Consider the following 18,765-nt stretch of genomic DNA (forward strand, 5'->3'; position numbering starts at 1 on the left):
GTGTACTAATTGGATTTTCGTAGTGAATTGAAGGAAAGAATGCTAGTTGGAGACGGCGCGATGGGTACGTTGTTGTACTCCTATGGAATCGATCAATGTTATGAGGAAATAAATTGCACCAATCCTGATAAAATTGAGTCTATACATAGGGCCTATTTAGAAGCGGGTGCAGATATTCTGCAAACCAATACATATGGTGCCAATTTCAATAAATTGAAACGGTATGGGCTGGAGGAAGAAGTCAGTCGGATCAATCGCCAAGGAGTCAGCCTTGCTAAACAAGTAGCGAAAGGGAAGGCTTATGTTTTTGGTACAATTGGGGCCCAGCGTAGTATACGTAAATCGGATTTAAGTATAGAAGAAATAAAACGGGGTTTTCGAGAACAATTATACAGTTTGCTCCTGGAAGATCCCGATGGAATTCTTCTTGAAACATTCTATGATTTTGAAGAGCTTGAAACGGTGCTTCAAATTGCTAAAAAGGAAACGGACCTGCCGATTATTGCAAATGTATCGATGCATGAACTTGGAAATCTTCAAAATGGATTTCATTTGAATGAAGCTTTTCAAAAGCTAGAGTACCTAGGTGCAGATGTCGTTGGGGTGAATTGCCGTCTGGGCCCCCATCATATGATAAGGGCACTGGAAGAAGTGAAATTGCCTATGCAGGCGTCGATTGCCATCTATCCTAATGCAAGTCTTCCAGATTATGTGGATGGGAGACTGGTCTATAAAGCGGAACCAGAATATTTCGGTTCAAGTGCACTCGAATTACGAAAACAAGGAGCAACCATTATAGGGGGTTGCTGTGGTACGACACCACTACATATACAAGCTGTGAACGAAATGATTGGCACTTTAGCGCCAGTCAAGGAAAAAATTACGAAAGCTCGACATATAGAAATTATTGAAGTGAATAACCAAAAACAAGAATTAGCTCTTCATGAAAAGGCAAAAACGGATAGAACGATCCTAGTTGAGCTTGATCCACCGAAAAAGTTAGGAATCGAAACGTTTATGGCAGGAGCTGAAGCCTTGAAAAAAGCTGGGGTGGATTCCATTACTTTAGCTGATAATTCACTTGCTTCACCAAGGATATCGAATTCGACCTTAGCCAATTTATTAAAGGCTGAATTAGGGGTGAATCCGATGGTCCATATTACGTGCAGGGACCGAAATCTTATTGGGTTGCAATCCCATTTAATGGGATTGCATACGGTCGGGCTGGATGAAGTTTTAGTTATCACTGGGGATCCTTCTAAGATTGGTGATTTCCCGGGGGCAACGTCTGTCTATGATTTATCTTCATTCGATTTGATAAGTCTGGTTAAGCAATTCAATGAGGGCTACTCCTATTCCGGACAAAGTCTAGGGAAACGGGCTAATTTCAAGATTTCCGCAGCTTTTAATCCAAATGTGAAATATCTCGATAAGGCTGTTCAGAGAATGGAAAAGAAAATCGCTTGCGGTGCTCATTCGTTTTTGACACAGCCAGTTTATTCAGTAGAACAAATAGAAGAAGTCTATCAGGCGACAAAACATTTGGAAACACCGATTTTCATGGGGATAATGCCCCTTACCAGTACGAGGAATGCCGAATTCATCCATAATGAAATACCGGGGATTAAATTACCTGACAGTGTACGGAAAGCAATGGCCTCAGCGGGAGCTGATCCAGTAAAATCAAGGATTGAAGCTATAAATATAGCAAGGGAATTGGTAGACGCAGCCCAAGAGAGGTTCAAGGGAATTTACTTAATAACGCCTTTCTTACGCTATGAAATGACAGCGGAACTTACTACATATATTAAGGATCATGATCGTAAACAAACATCTGAGGTGGCAGGACATGAGTAAAAGGGAAATTAACGTGCAATTACAATCAAAGATTCTTCTTCTTGATGGAGCAATGGGCACCATGATTCAAGCTGAAGATTTAACGGCCGAGGATTTCGGTGGAGAACAATACGAAGGGTGTAATGAGTATTTATCGTTAACCCGTCCTGAAATCATTCAAACCATCCATGAAAAATATTTAGCGGCAGGTGCCGATATTATAGAGACTAATACCTTTGGTGCCACAAGCTTAGTGCTGGAAGAATATCAATTAAGCACGCTTGCATATGAACTTAATAAAGTATCGGCAGAGCTTGCCGTAAAAGCATGTGAAAAATATTCAAGTGATAATTGGCCCAGGTATGTAGCGGGTTCCATGGGACCAACGACAAAAACTTTATCTGTTACAGGTGGAACGACTTTCGATATATTGACCGATTCATATGAAGAACAGGCACTTGGCCTTATAGACGGTGGGGTAGACTTATTACTCGTGGAAACCTGTCAAGATATGCTCAATGTAAAGGCGGCCTTTTCTGGAATTAGATCGGCCATCGCTAAAACCGGCAAGGAAGTACCGATAATGATTTCAGGAACAATCGAGCCGATGGGAACGACGTTAGCCGGTCAATCCATAGAGGCATTTTATTTATCGGTAGAGCATATGAACCCTCTGGCTGTCGGTTTGAACTGTGCGACAGGCCCAGAGTTTATGATTGACCATATCCGTACTCTAGCAGATCTATCCGACAATGCGATTAGCTGTTATCCAAATGCAGGATTGCCTGATGAAGAGGGGCATTACCATGAATCTCCCACTTCCCTAGCCGAGAAAATGAAACAATTTGCAGAAAAAGGCTGGGTCAATATCATTGGTGGCTGTTGTGGTACCACTCCTGAACACATTAAAGAGCTCTCAAGAGTACTTAAAGATATTCAACCACGGAAATTACCTGAGGCTGCACATGGTCATGCCGTATCTGGCATCGAGCCGCTTATTTATGACGACTCAATGCGACCCCTGTTTGTCGGAGAGCGAACGAATGTCATTGGATCTCGTAAATTCAAGGAATTGATTCGTGCCAAGAAATACGAACCAGCAGCGGAGATTGCCCGGGCACAAGTTAAGAAAGGTGCGCATGTCATTGATATCTGTCTGGCAGACCCTGATGGAGATGAGTTCGGTGACATGAAAGAATTCATTGAAGAGGTCGTCAAAAAGGTAAAGGTCCCTTTAGTCATCGATACAACTGATGAAGCCGTTCTTGAACAAGCCTTGAAACATTCCCAAGGGAAATCCATCATAAACTCAATCAATCTCGAAGATGGTGAAGAGAGGTTTGAAAAAATCGTTCCACTTATTCATCAATACGGTGCGGCTGTCGTAGTAGGAACGATTGATGAAATTGGTATGGCGGTAGACGCCGAACGAAAAATAGAAGTAGCTACTCGCTCAGTGGATTTACTTGTAAACAAATACGGCCTAAAGAAAAGTGACTTGATTTTTGATCCCCTTGTATTTCCAGTCGGTACAGGAGATGAACAATATATTGGCTCCGCATTGGAAACAGTAAAAGGAATTAAAGCAATCAAGGAAAAATTCCCTGAATGTTTGACGATTCTTGGGATTTCAAATGTTTCGTTTGGCTTGCCTTCACGTGGAAGGGAAATATTGAATGCCGTTTTTCTTTATCATTGTACGAAAGCTGGACTAGATTACGCGATTGTGAATACGGAAAAACTCGAACGGTTTGCTTTAATACCAGAAGTGGAAGTGAAGCTTGCTGAAGCACTTTTATTTGATACCTCAACAGAAACACTGGCGACCTTCACTGAATTTTATCGTGGTAAAAAAGCTGAAAAGAAAGATGATGGAATTATTCTTCCATTAGATGAAAGGCTAGGTAACTACATAATCGAGGGTACAAAAGAAGGATTGATCGAGGACTTGAATGAAGCCATAGAGCGTGGTGATGCTCCACTGGAAATCATTAATGGACCATTGATGGATGGAATGAGCGAAGTGGGGCGGTTATTCAATGATAACCAACTAATTGTGGCAGAAGTGCTTCAAAGTGCCGAGGCAATGAAAGCCGCTGTTTCACATCTTGAACCGCTTATGGAAAATTCAGAGGATCATGCTAAAAAAGGCAAAATTCTTTTGGCCACTGTCAAAGGGGATGTCCATGATATCGGTAAAAACCTTGTCGATATCATTCTTTCCAATAATGGTTATGAAGTAGTGGACCTTGGAATTAAGGTTGCACCGCAGCAAATCATTGAGGAAGTACGGAAACATGAACCTACCATTATCGGTTTATCGGGCCTGCTTGTAAAGTCAGCTCAGCAAATGATCTTAACAGCACAGGATTTGAAACAGGCTGGGATTGACACCCCAATTTTGGTGGGTGGTGCCGCATTATCCCGTAAGTTCACCGATTTTAAAATCTCACCCGAATACGATGGGCCTGTTCTATATTCTAAGGATGCGATGGATGGTTTGGCCGTTACGAATATCCTACATGATACGAACAGAAAAATGGTATACCTTGAGGAACTGAAAAATAAACGTGAAAAGGCAAAAGCCAATGCTGTCATCGCCGCATTAATTGAAAAACCGGAACGTAAGCCAGTAAGTGCGGTTCCACTAAGGAATGTACCGGTTCAAAAACCTCATGATGTCAAAAGGCATATACTAAAAAAATATCCACTCGAAGTCATTCAGCCCTATATCAATAGACAGATGTTGATTGGGCATCATCTGGGTCTAAAAGGGAAGGTGGCTGAATTACTGAAGGAGGGTAACGATAAAGCTATACAATTGAATGATTTGGTTGACGATCTGATTGAATTCCTGAAATCCGAACCTGAATATGGATTAAATGCAGTTTATCAATTTTTCCCCGCCCAAAGTGATGGTGACAAATTAGTGGTATACAATCCCGAGGATCATCAGGAAGTATTGGAAACTTTTGATTTTCCAAGGCAAGATACAAGTCCAAACCTTTGTCTGGCTGATTTTGCGAAGCCTATTTCTTCTGGCAAAATGGACTATGTTGGTTTCTTCCTGGTTACAGCAGGAAGAGGCATTAGAAAGTGGGCTGAAAAGTTCAAGAAAGAGGGAGATTTCTTAAAAAATCATGCCCTACAATCCCTTGCTCTCGAAACGGCTGAAGGATTTGCTGAAAGAATCCATCAAATGATGCGTGACGATTTGGGAATTAGCGATTCTATCGAAATGACCATGAAAGAGAGATTTGCTGCCAAGTATATTGGTCAAAGATTTTCTTTCGGGTATCCAGCCTGCCCGAATCTGGAAGACCAGGAAAAAATCTTCCGCTTATTACAGCCTCAGGATATTGGGGTAGAATTGACTGAAGGTTTCATGATGGAACCGGAGGCATCTGTTTCCGCCATAGTGTTTGCACACCCTGAAGCTAGATATTTTAATGTCGATAGATAAGTAAGGCAGCGGTTAAATCCGCTGTCTTATTGATTATGGCGAGTTAATTTCGAGAGCACATTAAGAATAAATTCCTGATACAGGAAGTGAAGTTGTTAAAGACCATAATTCCATGCCTATATTCTAAAAAAATTTGATGCATGAAACCCCTGGAATAGTACACCTTAATGGTAAAAAGCAAGGGGGAGAATTATGAAGAAATTATTGCACTTATATACGGTAGTATTCTGTTTTTCAATGATCCTAAGTGAAACACTTGCCGGACCCGTACATGCAATAATTCCGGAAGAAATAACTCCGCTCGTCAAAAGTAAAGAAAACCAAAAGACAGTTTATTTAACTTTTGACGACGGGCCTTCTACGAATACAATGGATATCCTGGACATCTTAGACCGGTATCAAGTAAAGGCAACATTTTTTGTTAAAGGTAATGAAGAGCCATATGCAAAAAAATGCTATGAAGAAATGATAGGAAGAGGCCACAAAATTGCCTTACATTCCTATACACATGACTATTCAATCGTGTATCGTTCCACGAATAGTTTTTTTGAGGATTTAAATCGTCTTGAAACGATGTTAGAAAAAGATTATGGAATAAAAAGCCGAATCGTTCGTCTTCCCGGTGGATCACGAAATCGTCTGAGACAACAAGCAAGCACAAAACCAATCATTAATGGAATACTTCAGCAGCTAACGGATAAAGGGTATATATATACAGATTGGAATATAGATTCAACGGATGGAATCAGTCCTACTATAAGCGAACATCAAATCATCACATCCGTGCAAAGAGGCTTGAAAAATCAAAAACAGGCTAATATCCTGCTGCATGATATCAACAGTATGAAAAATACCGTTAAAGCGCTGCCGAAGATAATAGAAATCCTAAAAAAAGAAGGCTATATCTTTGATACGATAGATGAGACAACCCCAAAGGTTCAATTTAATTAGTGAAAGCCAAGCTCAACTATAGTAAATTAAAGGTAATTGGATTTTAATTTAAAGATCATAGTTTGGAAAGGATTTAAAGTTTTTATGATGCCATCGTTGTTTTTATCACATGGAACGCCATTATTAGCCTTGGAAGAGAATAGCTACACCGAGTTTTTAAAAGCTTATACAAAAGAAATTGAGAAGCCAACTGCAATAGTCATTCTGTCAGCCCATTGGGAAAGTGATGAACAGTTGGTTTCAGCTGTCAAGAAGCATGAAATCCTTTATGATTATATCGATTTTCCGGAAGAAATTTACCAGGTATCCTATCCCGCTTCAGGAAATTTGGAGCTTTCCGATAAGATTTTAACCCTGTTGTCACGAGTTGGCATATGGGGGGAGCTTGATGAAAGGCGTCCTCTCGATCATGGGGCATGGGGGCTGTTGCATCTCATGTATCCTAAAGTTGATATACCGATAGTTTCATTATCGATCAGTTCCGACCTACCGTTTGAAAAACAGTATGAAATCGGGAAAATGCTGGGGGCTCTCAAACGGAATAACGTCCTTATAATTGGTAGCGGTGGGATTGTGCATAATTTTAACCAGATTCAGCCAGACGTGCATGTTGCGGAGGGGTGGGCAATCCGTTTTGAAAACTGGGTGGAAGAACAGGTAGAGAAGTGGGATTTGGAATCCTTGTTTGATTATGAAAGAATAGGGCCATATAGTTCCGAGGCGGTGCCATTTAAAGGTCACTTCATTCCCTTGATCATTGCGATGGGAGCAGGAGATTCCAATAAAAAGGCAAAAATGTTGCATCGTAGTTTTCAGTATGGAAACTTAAGTTTGACAGCTTGGGAGTTTGCTTGAGTTGAAAGGGTTTTCAATCGTGCGAAATCTAGCTTGTTTGAATTAATATACGAAAATAGAAAAATCTTTTTTTAGAAAAAATAGACTTAAAAAAGATAAAAGGTCTATTTAAGACGAAATAAGGCGAATTAAACAGAATAATAGTTTGGAAAAGGGTGTATAAAGAGGTGAAACCCTTGGATATTTCGACAAAAACATGTTAATATAGCATCTGAAAACGTTTTATCCTTTAAAATTTTATTATTCAATGACCAAGTTATTTATTATAAATTATCTATTTGGGGAAATGTTAGAAGAAGGAATTTGGGGATGGATAAAACGAAATTATGAGAAAAATTTGGGGGTTTACAAAAATGACCATCAAGGATGCTAAGGCTTACGACCCATGGAAATCTTTTTCTGGTCCAAACCTTGGGTATGTCATGGAGCAATACGATTTATTTCAAGTTAATCCGGAAGAAGTAGATCCGGAACTGAAAAACTTTTTTGAGGTTGCTGGTCCTCCTTCATTTGAAGTAGAGGCAGGCACTGTAATGGAAAGTGCACCACAGACTGGTGAAGTCCTTTCAATGAAGAAAATTATGTCTGCAGTAAAATTGGCAGAAAATATTCGTGCATATGGACATCTTGCTTCAAGCATTTATCCATTGATTGAAGACAAGCCAGATACAGAGCAAATCCACTTTGAAAAATACGATTTGACGGTTGAGGATTTACGGAAAATACCGGCTGATCTTATTTGTGCGCAATCACCTGAAAACGTAAAAGACGGATACGAAGCTTTCCAATATCTTAAACAACTTTATACAAAAACAATAGCCTTTGGATTTCACCATGTAAATGACTTGGATGAAAAGCAATGGCTTACTGATATGGTCGAATCTGGTAAAATGTTCCCTGAAGTTTCAAAAGAGAAAAAAGCATTAATGCTAAAACGTCTGAATGAAGTTGAAGGATTTGAAAAGTTCCTACATCGTACATTTGTAGGGCAAAAGCGTTTCTCTATTGAGGGTCTAGATGCATTGGTTCCAGTGTTAGACGAGATGATTTCACAGACTGTCCAAAATGGAACTGGCAATGTGAATATTGCCATGGCTCACCGCGGACGTCTTAATGTCCTGGCACATGTCCTTGGAAAACCATATGAAGTGATTTTCTCTGAATTCCAACACTCACCTAATAAGGATTTAGTCCCATCAGAAGGCTCAACCGGCATTAATTATGGTTGGACTGGCGATGTTAAATACCACCTAGGTTTGGATAAACAAATTACAAAAGAAAGCGTACAGAAAGCAAGAATTACGCTTGCCAATAACCCAAGTCACTTGGAAGTAGTTGGCCCAATCGTTGAAGGTTACTCTCGTGCGGCTCAAGAAGACAGGACAGCAAAAGGCTTCCCAGTGCAAGATATTGATAAGTCGCTAGCAATCCTTATTCATGGTGATGCTGCGTTCCCAGGTGAAGGTATCGTACCTGAAACGTTTAACTTAAGCCGTCTACGCGGTTACCAAGTTGGTGGGGCAATCCACATCATCGCTAATAACACAATTGGTTTCACTACCGAAAGTGAAGATTCACGTTCAACTAGATATGCGAGTGATCTTGCAAAAGGTTTTGAAGTACCTATCGTCCACGTTAATGCTGATGATCCCGAAGCATGTATGGCTGCAGTTAATCTTGCCATCCAATATCGTGAAAAATACAAAAAAGATTTCTTGATTGACTTAATCGGTTACAGACGTTTCGGCCATAATGAAATGGATGAGCCATTGGTCACACAACCTGAAATGTATGCTTTGATTCATAAGCATCCAACAGTTAAAGAAATTTACGGTAAACAACTGATTGAATCTGGAGAGTTTACAGAAAATGAAGTGAAAGAAATGGCAAAACAAGTGGATACTAAACTTGCAGAAGCCTATGCCAAAATTTCTGGAAACAAACCGGAAGCTTCCAAAGAAGTAAATCCTCCGGGAATAATTGAAAAAGGCATTCCTACGATTGATACAGCTGTATCTAAGGAAGAACTTATTTCAATCAATGAACAACTTGTGAAATGGCCAGAAGGATTTACGCCTAATAAAAAATTAGGTAAAATCTTGTCCCGTCGTCTGGATTCGTTTGGTGAAAACGGTAAAATTGACTGGGCACATGCTGAAACGCTTGCATTTGCAACGATTTTAAATGATGCCACACCAATCCGTTTAACTGGTCAAGATTCAGAACGTGGAACATTCGCACAACGTAACATCATGCTGCATGATAGCGTGAACGGCAAAACATATTCACCGCTTCATACTCTTGAATCTGCCAAAGCATCTTTCGCTGTCCATAACAGTCCGCTTACTGAAACGGCAGTACTTGCTTATGAATATGGATATAATGTTTTTGCTCCAGAAACACTTGTACTTTGGGAAGGCCAATTCGGTGATTTCGCCAATACGGCACAAGTAATCTTTGACCAATTCATTGCGGCAGGCCGTGCAAAATGGGGTCAAAAATCTGGACTTGTTATGCTACTTCCACACGGATACGAAGGACAAGGACCAGAACATTCAAGTGCTCGCCTGGAACGTTTCCTTCAATTAGCAGCTGAAAATAACTGGACCGTTGCTAACTTAAGTTCTGCAGCTCAGTATTTCCATGTCCTTAGAAGACAAGCTAAAATACTTGATCAGGAACAAGTGCGTCCGCTTGTTATCATGACACCGAAGAGTATGCTTCGTAACCAAGTGATGGCATCTACTCCAGAAGAGTTCAGCACAGGAAGTTTTGAATCATTCATTGAAACGAAAACGCTAGGCAAAAAACCTAAAGCTGTTGAGCGCATTGTATTTGCAAGCGGTAAATTAGCTGTAGAACTACGTGATAAAGTAGCTACTGAACAAAATACCGATTGGTTGCAAATCATCAGTATCGAGGAGATTTATCCATTCCCGTTCACTGGCGTTCAAGAAGCATTGAAAAAATATACGAACCTTAAAGAAATCTACTGGGCTCAAGAAGAACCGAAAAACATGGGAGCTTGGACATTTGTTGAACCTCGCTTAAATGCGGCTGCTCCTGGAAATCTTTCTGTAACGTATATCGGTAGAAAACGTAGATCAAGCCCGGCTGAGGGAGATCCACTTGTCCATAAAAATGAACAACAACGGATTATGAGTCAAGCAATTACACGCAATAATGAGGGGGATAAATAAAATGGCTGAAGTAAAAGTGCCTGAATTAGCAGAATCAATTTCTGAAGGATCTATTGCGCAATGGTTAAAGCAACCTGGTGACCATGTTGAAAAGGGAGATTATGTCCTTGAACTGGAAACAGATAAAGTAAACGTGGAAATCATCTCTGATTACACTGGGACCCTTACTGAACTTTTAGCTGAAGAAGGCGACACTGTTCAAGTTGGACAAGCTGTTGCCATCGTGGATGAAAATGGATCGGCAGCAGCACCTGCTAAGGAAGCTCCAAAAGCTGAAGAAGTGAAACAAGAACCAGCTAAAGTGGAACAAGCAGCACCTGCCAAAGAAGCTCCAAAGGCTGAAACGAAAGAAGCATCTTCCACTCAACAAGTTATTGCATCACCAGCTGCTAGAAAATTAGCTCGTGAAAAAGGAATTGACTTAACTCAAGTACCTGTTGTTGATCCACTAGGCCGTGTACGTGTACAAGACGTGGAAGCAGCAAGTAAAGCGCCTGCAGCAGCTCCAAAAGCACCTGCAGCTACTAAACAAGCGGCAGCTCCTATTGAAGCCAACGATGACCGTATAGAAGTAGTGAAAATGACACGCCGTCGTCAAACCATTGCTAAACGTTTAGTTCAAGTCCAATCTGAAGCGGCAATGCTTACAACTTTCAACGAAGTCGATCTTTCTGCAGTTATGGAATTACGTAGCCGTCATAAAGAATCATTCGTTAAAGCTAATGACGTTAAACTTGGTTTCATGTCATTCTTTACAAAAGCAGTCATTGGGGCATTGAAAAAGTATCCTTTATTGAATGCTGAAATCAAAGGAGATTATATCCTTAAAAAGAACTTCTATGATATCGGTGTAGCCGTATCGACTGAAGAAGGCTTAGTTGTTCCAGTTGTAAGAGATGCTGATCGTAAAAGTTTCGCTGAAATCGAGCAAAACATTGCGGACCTAGCTGTTAAAGCACGTAACAACAAATTAGCGCTATCAGATTTATCTGGTGGTACCTTTACCATCACAAATGGTGGTACATTCGGTTCCCTATTATCGACACCTATCTTGAATGCACCACAAGTTGGTATTCTAGGTATGCATACTATCAAGACTCGTCCTGTTGCTGTTGGCGATCAAATCGAAAACAGACCAATGATGTACCTTGCATTATCTTATGATCACCGTATCGTTGATGGAAAAGAAGCAGTTGGTTTCCTAGTGGCAATCAAAGAAATGCTTGAAGATCCTGAACAACTTTTATTACAAAATTAATAAATCCTATATAATGAAAAAGCCCCTGTCATGGTGATGGGGGCTTTTTTTTGTAGAAAAGTTCATAGATAAAGAGATAATCATATCATCACTTGCAGGAATATGATTGGTTTTTTAATATAAATGAATGTTTTTGAATAAAAGTGAACGATAATGATTGATTAATCTGAAAAATGAAGTTATTATGGAAATATATTGGGGGTGAGGTAATTGTTGACAACCGAGAGGCATGACGTAATCCTTACGTTGATTAAGAAAAAAGGCATTATAAAGATGCAAGAACTTGTCGATCATTTGCAAGCTTCAGAATCTACCATTCGGCGTGATTTAGTCCAACTTGAGGAACTAAAGCTTTTAAAACGTGTTCATGGTGGAGCTGCCTTGCTTCAAAGAAAAGGCATGGAACCGACAACCTTGGAGAAGCAAAACAAAGCGTTATCCGAAAAAAAGCTCCTAGCAGAGCTGGGGTCAACTTTTATCGAGAATGATGACTGTATTTATCTTGATGCAGGTACGACCATCTCTGAACTGATCCCTTATTTAAAAGATAAAAATGTAACCGTTTTAACCAACGGTCTCATGCATATACAAAAGTTGATGGAATTGGAAATAAAAACGGTTATCGTTGGTGGAACCATCAAGGCTTCCACCAATGCGGTTGTAGGTAGTACAGCTGTCGATTTTTTAAGTGATTACCGATTCGATAAATGTTTTCTAGGGATCAATGGCATTCATCCTGAATTAGGTTTGACTACACCAGATCCTGAAGAAGCGCTATTGAAAAAGACGGCAATAAGGCTTTCTAATCAAAGTTATGTGCTTTCAGATAGTTCAAAATTAAATGAAGTCACCTTCGCAAAAGTGGCAGATGTAAGTGAAGTCATTTTGCTGACGGATAACAATAATGAAGCTGCCGTCGAACAGCTCTTGAAAAATCCCAAGATAAAGGTCGTGACGATTTAATGATTTATACCGTAACGCTCAACCCCTCAATAGATTACCTGGTCGAGGTGGAAAACTTCCAAATGGGCTTGGTGAACAGAACATGCATGGATAAGAAATATCCGGGGGGCAAAGGAATTAACGTATCACGTGTATTGAATAGGCTAGGAAACGATACGACTGCTTTAGGCTTTTTAGGTGGCCAAACTGGGGAATTTGTAAAAGCCTGTTTAGAAAAAGATCATATTAGGACTAATTTCACGGAAATAACAGGTGATACGAGAATCAATATTAAATTAAAAACTGGAGTGGAGACGGAAATTAATAGTCATGGTCCTGAAATATCCATGGAGAATTACCATCATTTACTTAGTTTAATTGGTGAACTCAAGCCAAATGATTGGCTCGTTTTATCTGGTAGTATTCCAACAAGCCTCCCACGTGATGTGTACGAAACGATGATGAAAATATGTTTGGGGAGGAAAGTAAAAGTGGTGGTTGATACTAGTGGGAAAGAATTATTGGATGTCGTTCAATATGAGCCTTTTCTCTTGAAGCCTAATCATCACGAATTAGCGAGTCTTTACTCGACTGAAATCAGAACTGTGAAGGATGCAAATAAGTATGGGCGGAAGTTGTTGGAAGCAGGTGCTCAAAATGTAATCGTTTCGATGGCAGGAGATGGGGCTGTACTTATCACAAGAGATAAATCTTATGCTGCAAATATACCGAAAGGAAAGGTCATCAATTCAGTGGGGGCCGGTGATTCTATGGTGGCCGGATTTATCGGGATCTATGAAAAAACGGAAGATGTTATAACCGCTTTCCAATATAGTGTCGCCGCGGGAAGTGCGACAGCTTTTTCATCGGACCTTTGCACGTTGGAATTAATGGAAAAAGTATTGCCGCAAATTAGTATCAGTGAGATAAAAGGGGGGTAACTCTATGAAAATTACAGACTTGTTAAAATTGGATACCATTCTTATAGATTTGCAAAGCGAGACAAAGCTTGGGGTGATAGAAGAATTATCCGCCAAGTTAGCACAAGCTGGACGTTTACATGATGAAGGTGGATTCAAGGCCGCCATTTTGAAACGTGAAGAGCAAAGTACGACAGGGATAGGTGAGGGAATCGCCATCCCACATGCAAAAACGAGTGCTGTGAAAACGCCGGCCATTTGCTTTGGAAAATCAGTTTCAGGTATTCAATATGAATCGCTTGATGGGCAGCCAGCTCATTTATTTTTCATGATTGCGGCAAGTGAAGCAGCTAATCAGGTTCACTTAGAGACCCTATCTCGATTGTCTTCATTATTAATGGACGCTCAATTCAGGTCTCAATTGGTTTCTGCCACATCAGCTGAAGAAGTGTTGGAGATTATCGATCAAAAAGAACAAGAAGCAGATCAAGACGAAAACGAAAATGAAGAACAGGAAACAAGTACGATTAGGGATGCTGCAAAAATCTTGGCCGTTACGGCCTGCCCGACAGGAATAGCCCACACTTATATGGCAGCGGATGCTTTAAAGGCTAAGGCGAAAGAAATGGGTCTTGATTTCAAAGTTGAAACCAATGGATCGACAGGTGTAAAAAATAGGTTGAATCCAGCGGAAATTGCCAATGCGGATGTCATTATTGTTGCAGCGGATAAACAAGTAGAGATGGACCGTTTTGACGGTAAGCGGGTTATCATCGTTCCCGTTGCTCATGGGCTCAGGAAGCCGGAGGAGTTACTTAAACGGGCTGTTAACCGGGACGCACCCATTTACAAAGGGACCAAAAAGGATAGTCGAGAAGATGAACCTTCAACAAAAGGAAAAATCGATATTTATAAGCATCTGATGAATGGCGTAAGTAATATGCTTCCATTTGTTGTAGGTGGAGGGATCTTAATTGCACTATCCTTCTTTTTTGGATTAGATGCATCCGATCCGACGAAACCGGAATATAATCCGATAGCCAAAGCATTAAGTGATATTGGGGGAGGTACAAGCGGGGCCTTTTTCTTTCTAGTCCCAGTCCTGGCAGGCTTCATTGCCTCAAGTATCGCCGATCGTCCAGGCTTTGCCCCAGGTATGGTAGGAGGATTGTTGGCAGCCCAGGCCAATGCTGGCTTCATAGGTGGCCTGATTGCAGGTTTTCTTGCCGGGTATGTTGTTTTAGGATTGAAGAAATTATTCTCTAATTTGCCACAGGCTTTCGAAGGGATTAAACCGGTATTGCTTTATCCGGTGTTCGGAATGTTAATAACAGGCTTGATCATGCTATTCGTTATTAATGAACCGGTGACTGCTCTCAACCAAGGTTTGTCGAATTGGCTTCAGGGTCTATCAGGGACAAACGCCGTTCTTTTAGGGATGATTCTTGCAGGCATGATGGCTGTAGATATGGGGGGCCCTATCAATAAAGCTGCCTTTACCTTTGGGATTGCTGCTATTGAAGCACAAAGCTTCGGCCCTCATGCAGCAGTTATGGCGGGTGGTATGGTACCTCCGCTTGCCATTGCCTTTGCGACTACATTTTTCAAAAGTAAATTTAACGATACAGAAAGGAAATCTGGATTGACAAATTACTTTATGGGAGCCTTTTTCATTACAGAGGGAGCGATTCCATTTGCGGCAGCCGATCCGTTTAGGGTCATTATCAGTAGTGTGATTGGAGCAGCAACGGCGGGTGCTCTAACGATGGCATTCAATGTCACATTGCCGGCACCTCATGGGGGCGTGTTTGTAATACCATTAGTTAACCATCCATTTCTATATTTGTTGGCCATTTTAATAGGCTCACTCATCTCTGGACTTATCTTGGGATTCTGGAAAAGAAAACAGAACTGAAGATTGGCGGATTCAAGAATCTTGAATCCGTCTTTTCAATTTTCCAGACTTTTTAATCGTACAAAGATTCCATATGATTCACTTTTGGGGAAGGTTGTTCCTCGGCCATATTATAGATTGTTTAAAAAGTCTTTATATGACGAATAATAAGCCATTGATAGAGACATAAAAAAGCATGTTTCCCCTAGTTTTTGGGTAGAGAATATAAATAAGATAAAAAGGAGAAGGATGACCTTGTTGAAGAAAAACACACTAAAAACCATCAAAAGAGATGATATGATAGATGTTACGACAGAAGTGCAGGCATTTGTAACGGAAAGGGGAATACAAGAAGGTATAGCGCTTGTATATTGTCCACATACTACTGCAGGCATTACAATTAATGAGAATGCGGATCCAGATGTTAAAAAAGATATGCTTAGGAGATGGGATGAGCTTTATCCATGGAATCATACGTTGGATTTACATATGGAAGGGAACACTGCTGCTCATTTAAAGTCCAGCACTGTAGGGTCGTCACAACAAGTTATTATCCATAAAGGTAGTCTGGTCCTTGGTAGATGGCAGGGTATATATTTCTGTGAATTTGATGGTCCTAGAGATCGTCATTACTTCATCAAACTGATTGAGTAAGACAAGGATATGCAGGGGGAAACAATTTTGATAGATGTTTTGATTACAGGAAAAAAAGTACGGTTGAGGAATGTCCAACAGGACGATTTGAAAACCTTATGGAGTTTAAGGTATGGAGAAGAAAATCCTTTGTGGAAAAAATGGGATACACCATACTCAGCTAATGAAATTATGGATTATCCTACGTACATTAACAATGAGATGAAACTACGGAGATACGATCAAAAATTAGGTGTTTTCTCTGAATTATTAATAGAAAGGGAACACCAAATAATCGGGTCGGTTGTTTATTATTGGGAGAATGAACCAGCAAGATGGCTAGAAATCGGAATTACCATATATGAACCAAGATATTGGAATGGCGGTTATGGAACGGAAGCCATTAGCCTATTCATTCCTTATTTATTTCAAAATTTAACCATTGAAAGGATAGGATTGACGACGTGGTCTGGAAATGAACGAATGATGACGGTCGCTGAAAAAGTAGGAATGCAACTTGAGGGTAGAATAAGGAAATGCATTTATCACGATGGGATTTACTACGATTCCATCAAGATGGGGATGTTACGTGAAGAATGGCAAGCGAGAAACGAATGAACGATAATCACTTTTTTTAAAAAATGTAAAAAAACACCTGGATTACCTTGGGAATAATTTGACGCTGTTTTCTCTTTTTTATTCTGTTATTCTAGGGAGGTGCTTAACGAGGAGGTTAAAGGATGAAATTATCAGTTGTATTACCGATGATCATAACTCTTAGTGTCATCATACTTGGACTAGCATTCCCTTGGGAAACCACAAGCAAGGCTTCGAATGGTGCTAAAAAACATGTTATTAAACAAGGTGAATCGATATGGGATATCGCTAAGCAGCATGGAGTTCCAATTCAAACGTTAAAAGAAGTCAATAATAACAAGAATAATGTTGCTGAACCTGGCAAAACATTGATTATTCCACATTTCATGAATGAAACCGATAAAGAACTATTAGCTAGATTGGTTCATGCTGAGGCAAAAGGTGAGCCATATAGAGGCAAGGTAGAAGTAGCAGGAGTCGTGTTAAATCGTCTTGATAGTGGCGAATTCCCTGAAACAGTAAGAGAAGTGATTTATCAAAAAAATCAATTCTCTCCTGTTGATGATGGTAGCATTAACAAACCTGCTGGAGAAGATGCAGTACGGGCAGTAAATGAAGCAATAGCCATTCACGGCTATACGAATGATGCATTATATTTTTGGAATCCAAGTATATCCGACAGTGTGTGGATGGAAAAATTAGAAGTGGTTAAAATTATCGGTGGCCACCATTTTGCCATTTGATCATGAAGCCTGACCGTCTACGGTCAGGCCTTTTTCAATAAAAGAGTATTTCCTCAAAAACGTTATAGTCGAAAAGGGCTAATGAATGGAATTACTTACTTTAATGCATTCTGGAAGTAGGATATAATTGAAAAGGAAATTGAAAAAGTGGTTCAATGAATAAGGAGTTGTAAGATGGCTAATACGCACGTTTATACAAAAAAAGAGGAAGTATTCAATGCAATCACCCATGGAATTGGTGTCTTATTAAGCATTGCCGCTCTTGTTTTATTAATAATTTTCTCTGCTCATCAAGGATCGGCTTCACTCATTGTGATTTCGATCATTTATGGAGTTTCTATGCTCCTTTTATATGTAGCTTCTACTTTAGTGCATAGCTTTCCTGAGGGGAAATTGAAAGACCTTTTTGAGATTTTTGATCACTCGGCCATTTATATATTCATTGCGGGCACGTATACACCAATCATGCTGCTCGTCATTCAAGGGGCTTTAGGATGGACGCTATTGGGAGTTGTATGGGGTGTGGCAGTGGTAGGAGTCATCTTCAAGGCTTTCTTTGTTAAGAAGTTTCTTTATCTATCCACGATTTTATATATCGCAATGGGGTGGATGATTGTACTGGCATGGGGCCCGCTAACCAACACCATGCCAGCAGCAGGCATACAATTACTTATAGCCGGAGGATTACTTTATACTTTCGGTGCCATCTTTTATGTATGGCGTGGTTTTCCTTTTCACCATGCTGTATGGCATCTCTTCGTGCTTGCAGGATCTGTGGCACACTTCTTTGTAGTTTTATTTTATATTATCCCTCTATAACTAGAGGGATTATCTTTATATAAATAAATTCGTGTTTTAAATTCTACCATTTAGGTAATAGATAAGAAAAGAGACTTAGGAGGAAACCATATGAAGAAATCTTTAAAAGTACTTTCGGTCCCATTTGCTGCTATGCTTGTATTAGCAGGATGTGGAGAAGATGACGAGGTAAAGAATCCGCCGGTACAAGAAAATGAAAACCAAGCGGAAACAAATCCTGAAAAGGGAACAGAAACCAATGAAAAGCTTCCATTTACTTTCAAAGCCTTTAACCTAGAAGTTGATTATAAAGGGAATAACAATGACTATGAAGCGGAATATGATACCATGGGTGCTCAAACGGAAGCTTCTATCGATGATGAATCCAATAAACATGAAGTTCATGGTGATGAAGCGATGGAAGAATTGACGCCAATTTTAGAAAAGTTGACGTTCACCCAAGACTCTACGGATGATGAGGTCATACAAGAGGTGACTAAAGCCTTTAACTTAAAAGAGGATTACCAAGAGTTCGAATTGGAAGTTACGTATAGCGATGGAAAAACAAAGGTATATAAAGTCGTTAATAAATAAAAACAATCGTGATAGAATATATTCAAGAGTTGTCAAATCTTAATTGTTATAGTAAAATGGTGTAGGTAAACAAAGGGGTTT

The 18,765-nt window shown here is 40.0% G+C and carries 14 protein-coding genes; all 14 read left to right on the forward strand.

Annotated elements, in window-relative coordinates; genetic code table 11:
• Positions 1-9 precede the first annotated feature (9 nt).
• The 14 genes from ACIQXR_RS02740 to ACIQXR_RS02805 all read left to right on the forward strand — a co-directional run bounded on the left by ACIQXR_RS02740 (position 10) and on the right by ACIQXR_RS02805 (position 18,684).
• Positions 10-1,857 (forward strand): bifunctional homocysteine S-methyltransferase/methylenetetrahydrofolate reductase, encoded by a 1,848-nt coding sequence (locus tag ACIQXR_RS02740; RefSeq protein WP_402956911.1) that lies wholly within the window; start codon positions 10-12, stop codon positions 1,855-1,857.
• Positions 1,850-5,299 (forward strand): methionine synthase, encoded by a 3,450-nt coding sequence (metH, locus tag ACIQXR_RS02745; RefSeq protein ID WP_403079434.1) that lies wholly within the window; start codon positions 1,850-1,852, stop codon positions 5,297-5,299. Before ACIQXR_RS02740 ends, metH begins: the two co-directional genes overlap by 8 nt.
• 192 nt (positions 5,300-5,491) lie before the next feature.
• Positions 5,492-6,250: a polysaccharide deacetylase family protein gene (locus ACIQXR_RS02750; protein ID WP_403079436.1), complete on the forward strand. Its 759-nt coding sequence runs from the start codon at positions 5,492-5,494 to the stop codon at positions 6,248-6,250.
• Positions 6,251-6,334: 84 nt separating this feature from the next.
• Positions 6,335-7,105, forward strand: coding sequence for a dioxygenase family protein (locus tag ACIQXR_RS02755; protein WP_403079437.1), 771 nt, complete (start codon positions 6,335-6,337; stop codon positions 7,103-7,105).
• A gap of 353 nt (positions 7,106-7,458) precedes the next feature.
• Positions 7,459-10,305 carry a 2-oxoglutarate dehydrogenase E1 component gene (locus ACIQXR_RS02760; RefSeq protein ID WP_402956917.1) on the forward strand — a complete coding sequence of 949 codons (2,847 nt, stop codon included), beginning with the start codon at positions 7,459-7,461 and terminating at the stop codon, positions 10,303-10,305.
• Between the two features lies 1 nt (position 10,306).
• On the forward strand, positions 10,307-11,563 hold the full coding sequence (gene odhB, locus ACIQXR_RS02765; protein WP_403079441.1) for a 2-oxoglutarate dehydrogenase complex dihydrolipoyllysine-residue succinyltransferase: 1,257 nt from the start codon (positions 10,307-10,309) through the stop codon (positions 11,561-11,563).
• Positions 11,564-11,773: 210 nt separating this feature from the next.
• Positions 11,774-12,526 carry a DeoR/GlpR family DNA-binding transcription regulator gene (locus ACIQXR_RS02770; RefSeq protein WP_403079444.1) on the forward strand — a complete coding sequence of 251 codons (753 nt, stop codon included), beginning with the start codon at positions 11,774-11,776 and terminating at the stop codon, positions 12,524-12,526.
• Complete coding sequence (gene pfkB / locus ACIQXR_RS02775) at positions 12,526-13,446, forward strand: 1-phosphofructokinase (RefSeq protein WP_402956923.1); 921 nt, start codon at positions 12,526-12,528, stop codon at positions 13,444-13,446. The genes ACIQXR_RS02770 and pfkB overlap by 1 nt, the downstream gene beginning before the upstream one ends.
• Positions 13,447-13,450: 4 nt before the next feature.
• Positions 13,451-15,340, forward strand: a complete 1,890-nt coding sequence (locus ACIQXR_RS02780; RefSeq protein ID WP_403079446.1) for a PTS fructose transporter subunit IIABC — start codon at positions 13,451-13,453, stop codon at positions 15,338-15,340.
• A 228-nt stretch (positions 15,341-15,568) separates the two neighbouring features.
• Positions 15,569-15,973 (forward strand): secondary thiamine-phosphate synthase enzyme YjbQ, encoded by a 405-nt coding sequence (locus ACIQXR_RS02785; RefSeq protein WP_402868860.1) that lies wholly within the window; start codon positions 15,569-15,571, stop codon positions 15,971-15,973.
• Positions 15,974-16,000: 27 nt separating this feature from the next.
• Positions 16,001-16,570: a GNAT family N-acetyltransferase gene (locus ACIQXR_RS02790; protein ID WP_403079447.1), complete on the forward strand. Its 570-nt coding sequence runs from the start codon at positions 16,001-16,003 to the stop codon at positions 16,568-16,570.
• A 122-nt stretch (positions 16,571-16,692) separates the two neighbouring features.
• Positions 16,693-17,292, forward strand: a complete 600-nt coding sequence (locus ACIQXR_RS02795) for a cell wall hydrolase (RefSeq protein WP_402868856.1) — start codon at positions 16,693-16,695, stop codon at positions 17,290-17,292.
• 174 nt (positions 17,293-17,466) lie between these two features.
• Positions 17,467-18,111, forward strand: a complete 645-nt coding sequence (gene trhA, locus ACIQXR_RS02800) for a PAQR family membrane homeostasis protein TrhA (RefSeq protein ID WP_402868854.1) — start codon at positions 17,467-17,469, stop codon at positions 18,109-18,111.
• A gap of 90 nt (positions 18,112-18,201) precedes the next feature.
• Positions 18,202-18,684: a YusW family protein gene (locus ACIQXR_RS02805; protein WP_402956929.1), complete on the forward strand. Its 483-nt coding sequence runs from the start codon at positions 18,202-18,204 to the stop codon at positions 18,682-18,684.
• Positions 18,685-18,765 lie beyond the last annotated feature (81 nt).

The sequence above is a fragment of the Peribacillus sp. NPDC097224 genome (assembly GCF_044761985.1).
Lineage (GTDB): Bacteria > Bacillota > Bacilli > Bacillales > DSM-1321 > Peribacillus.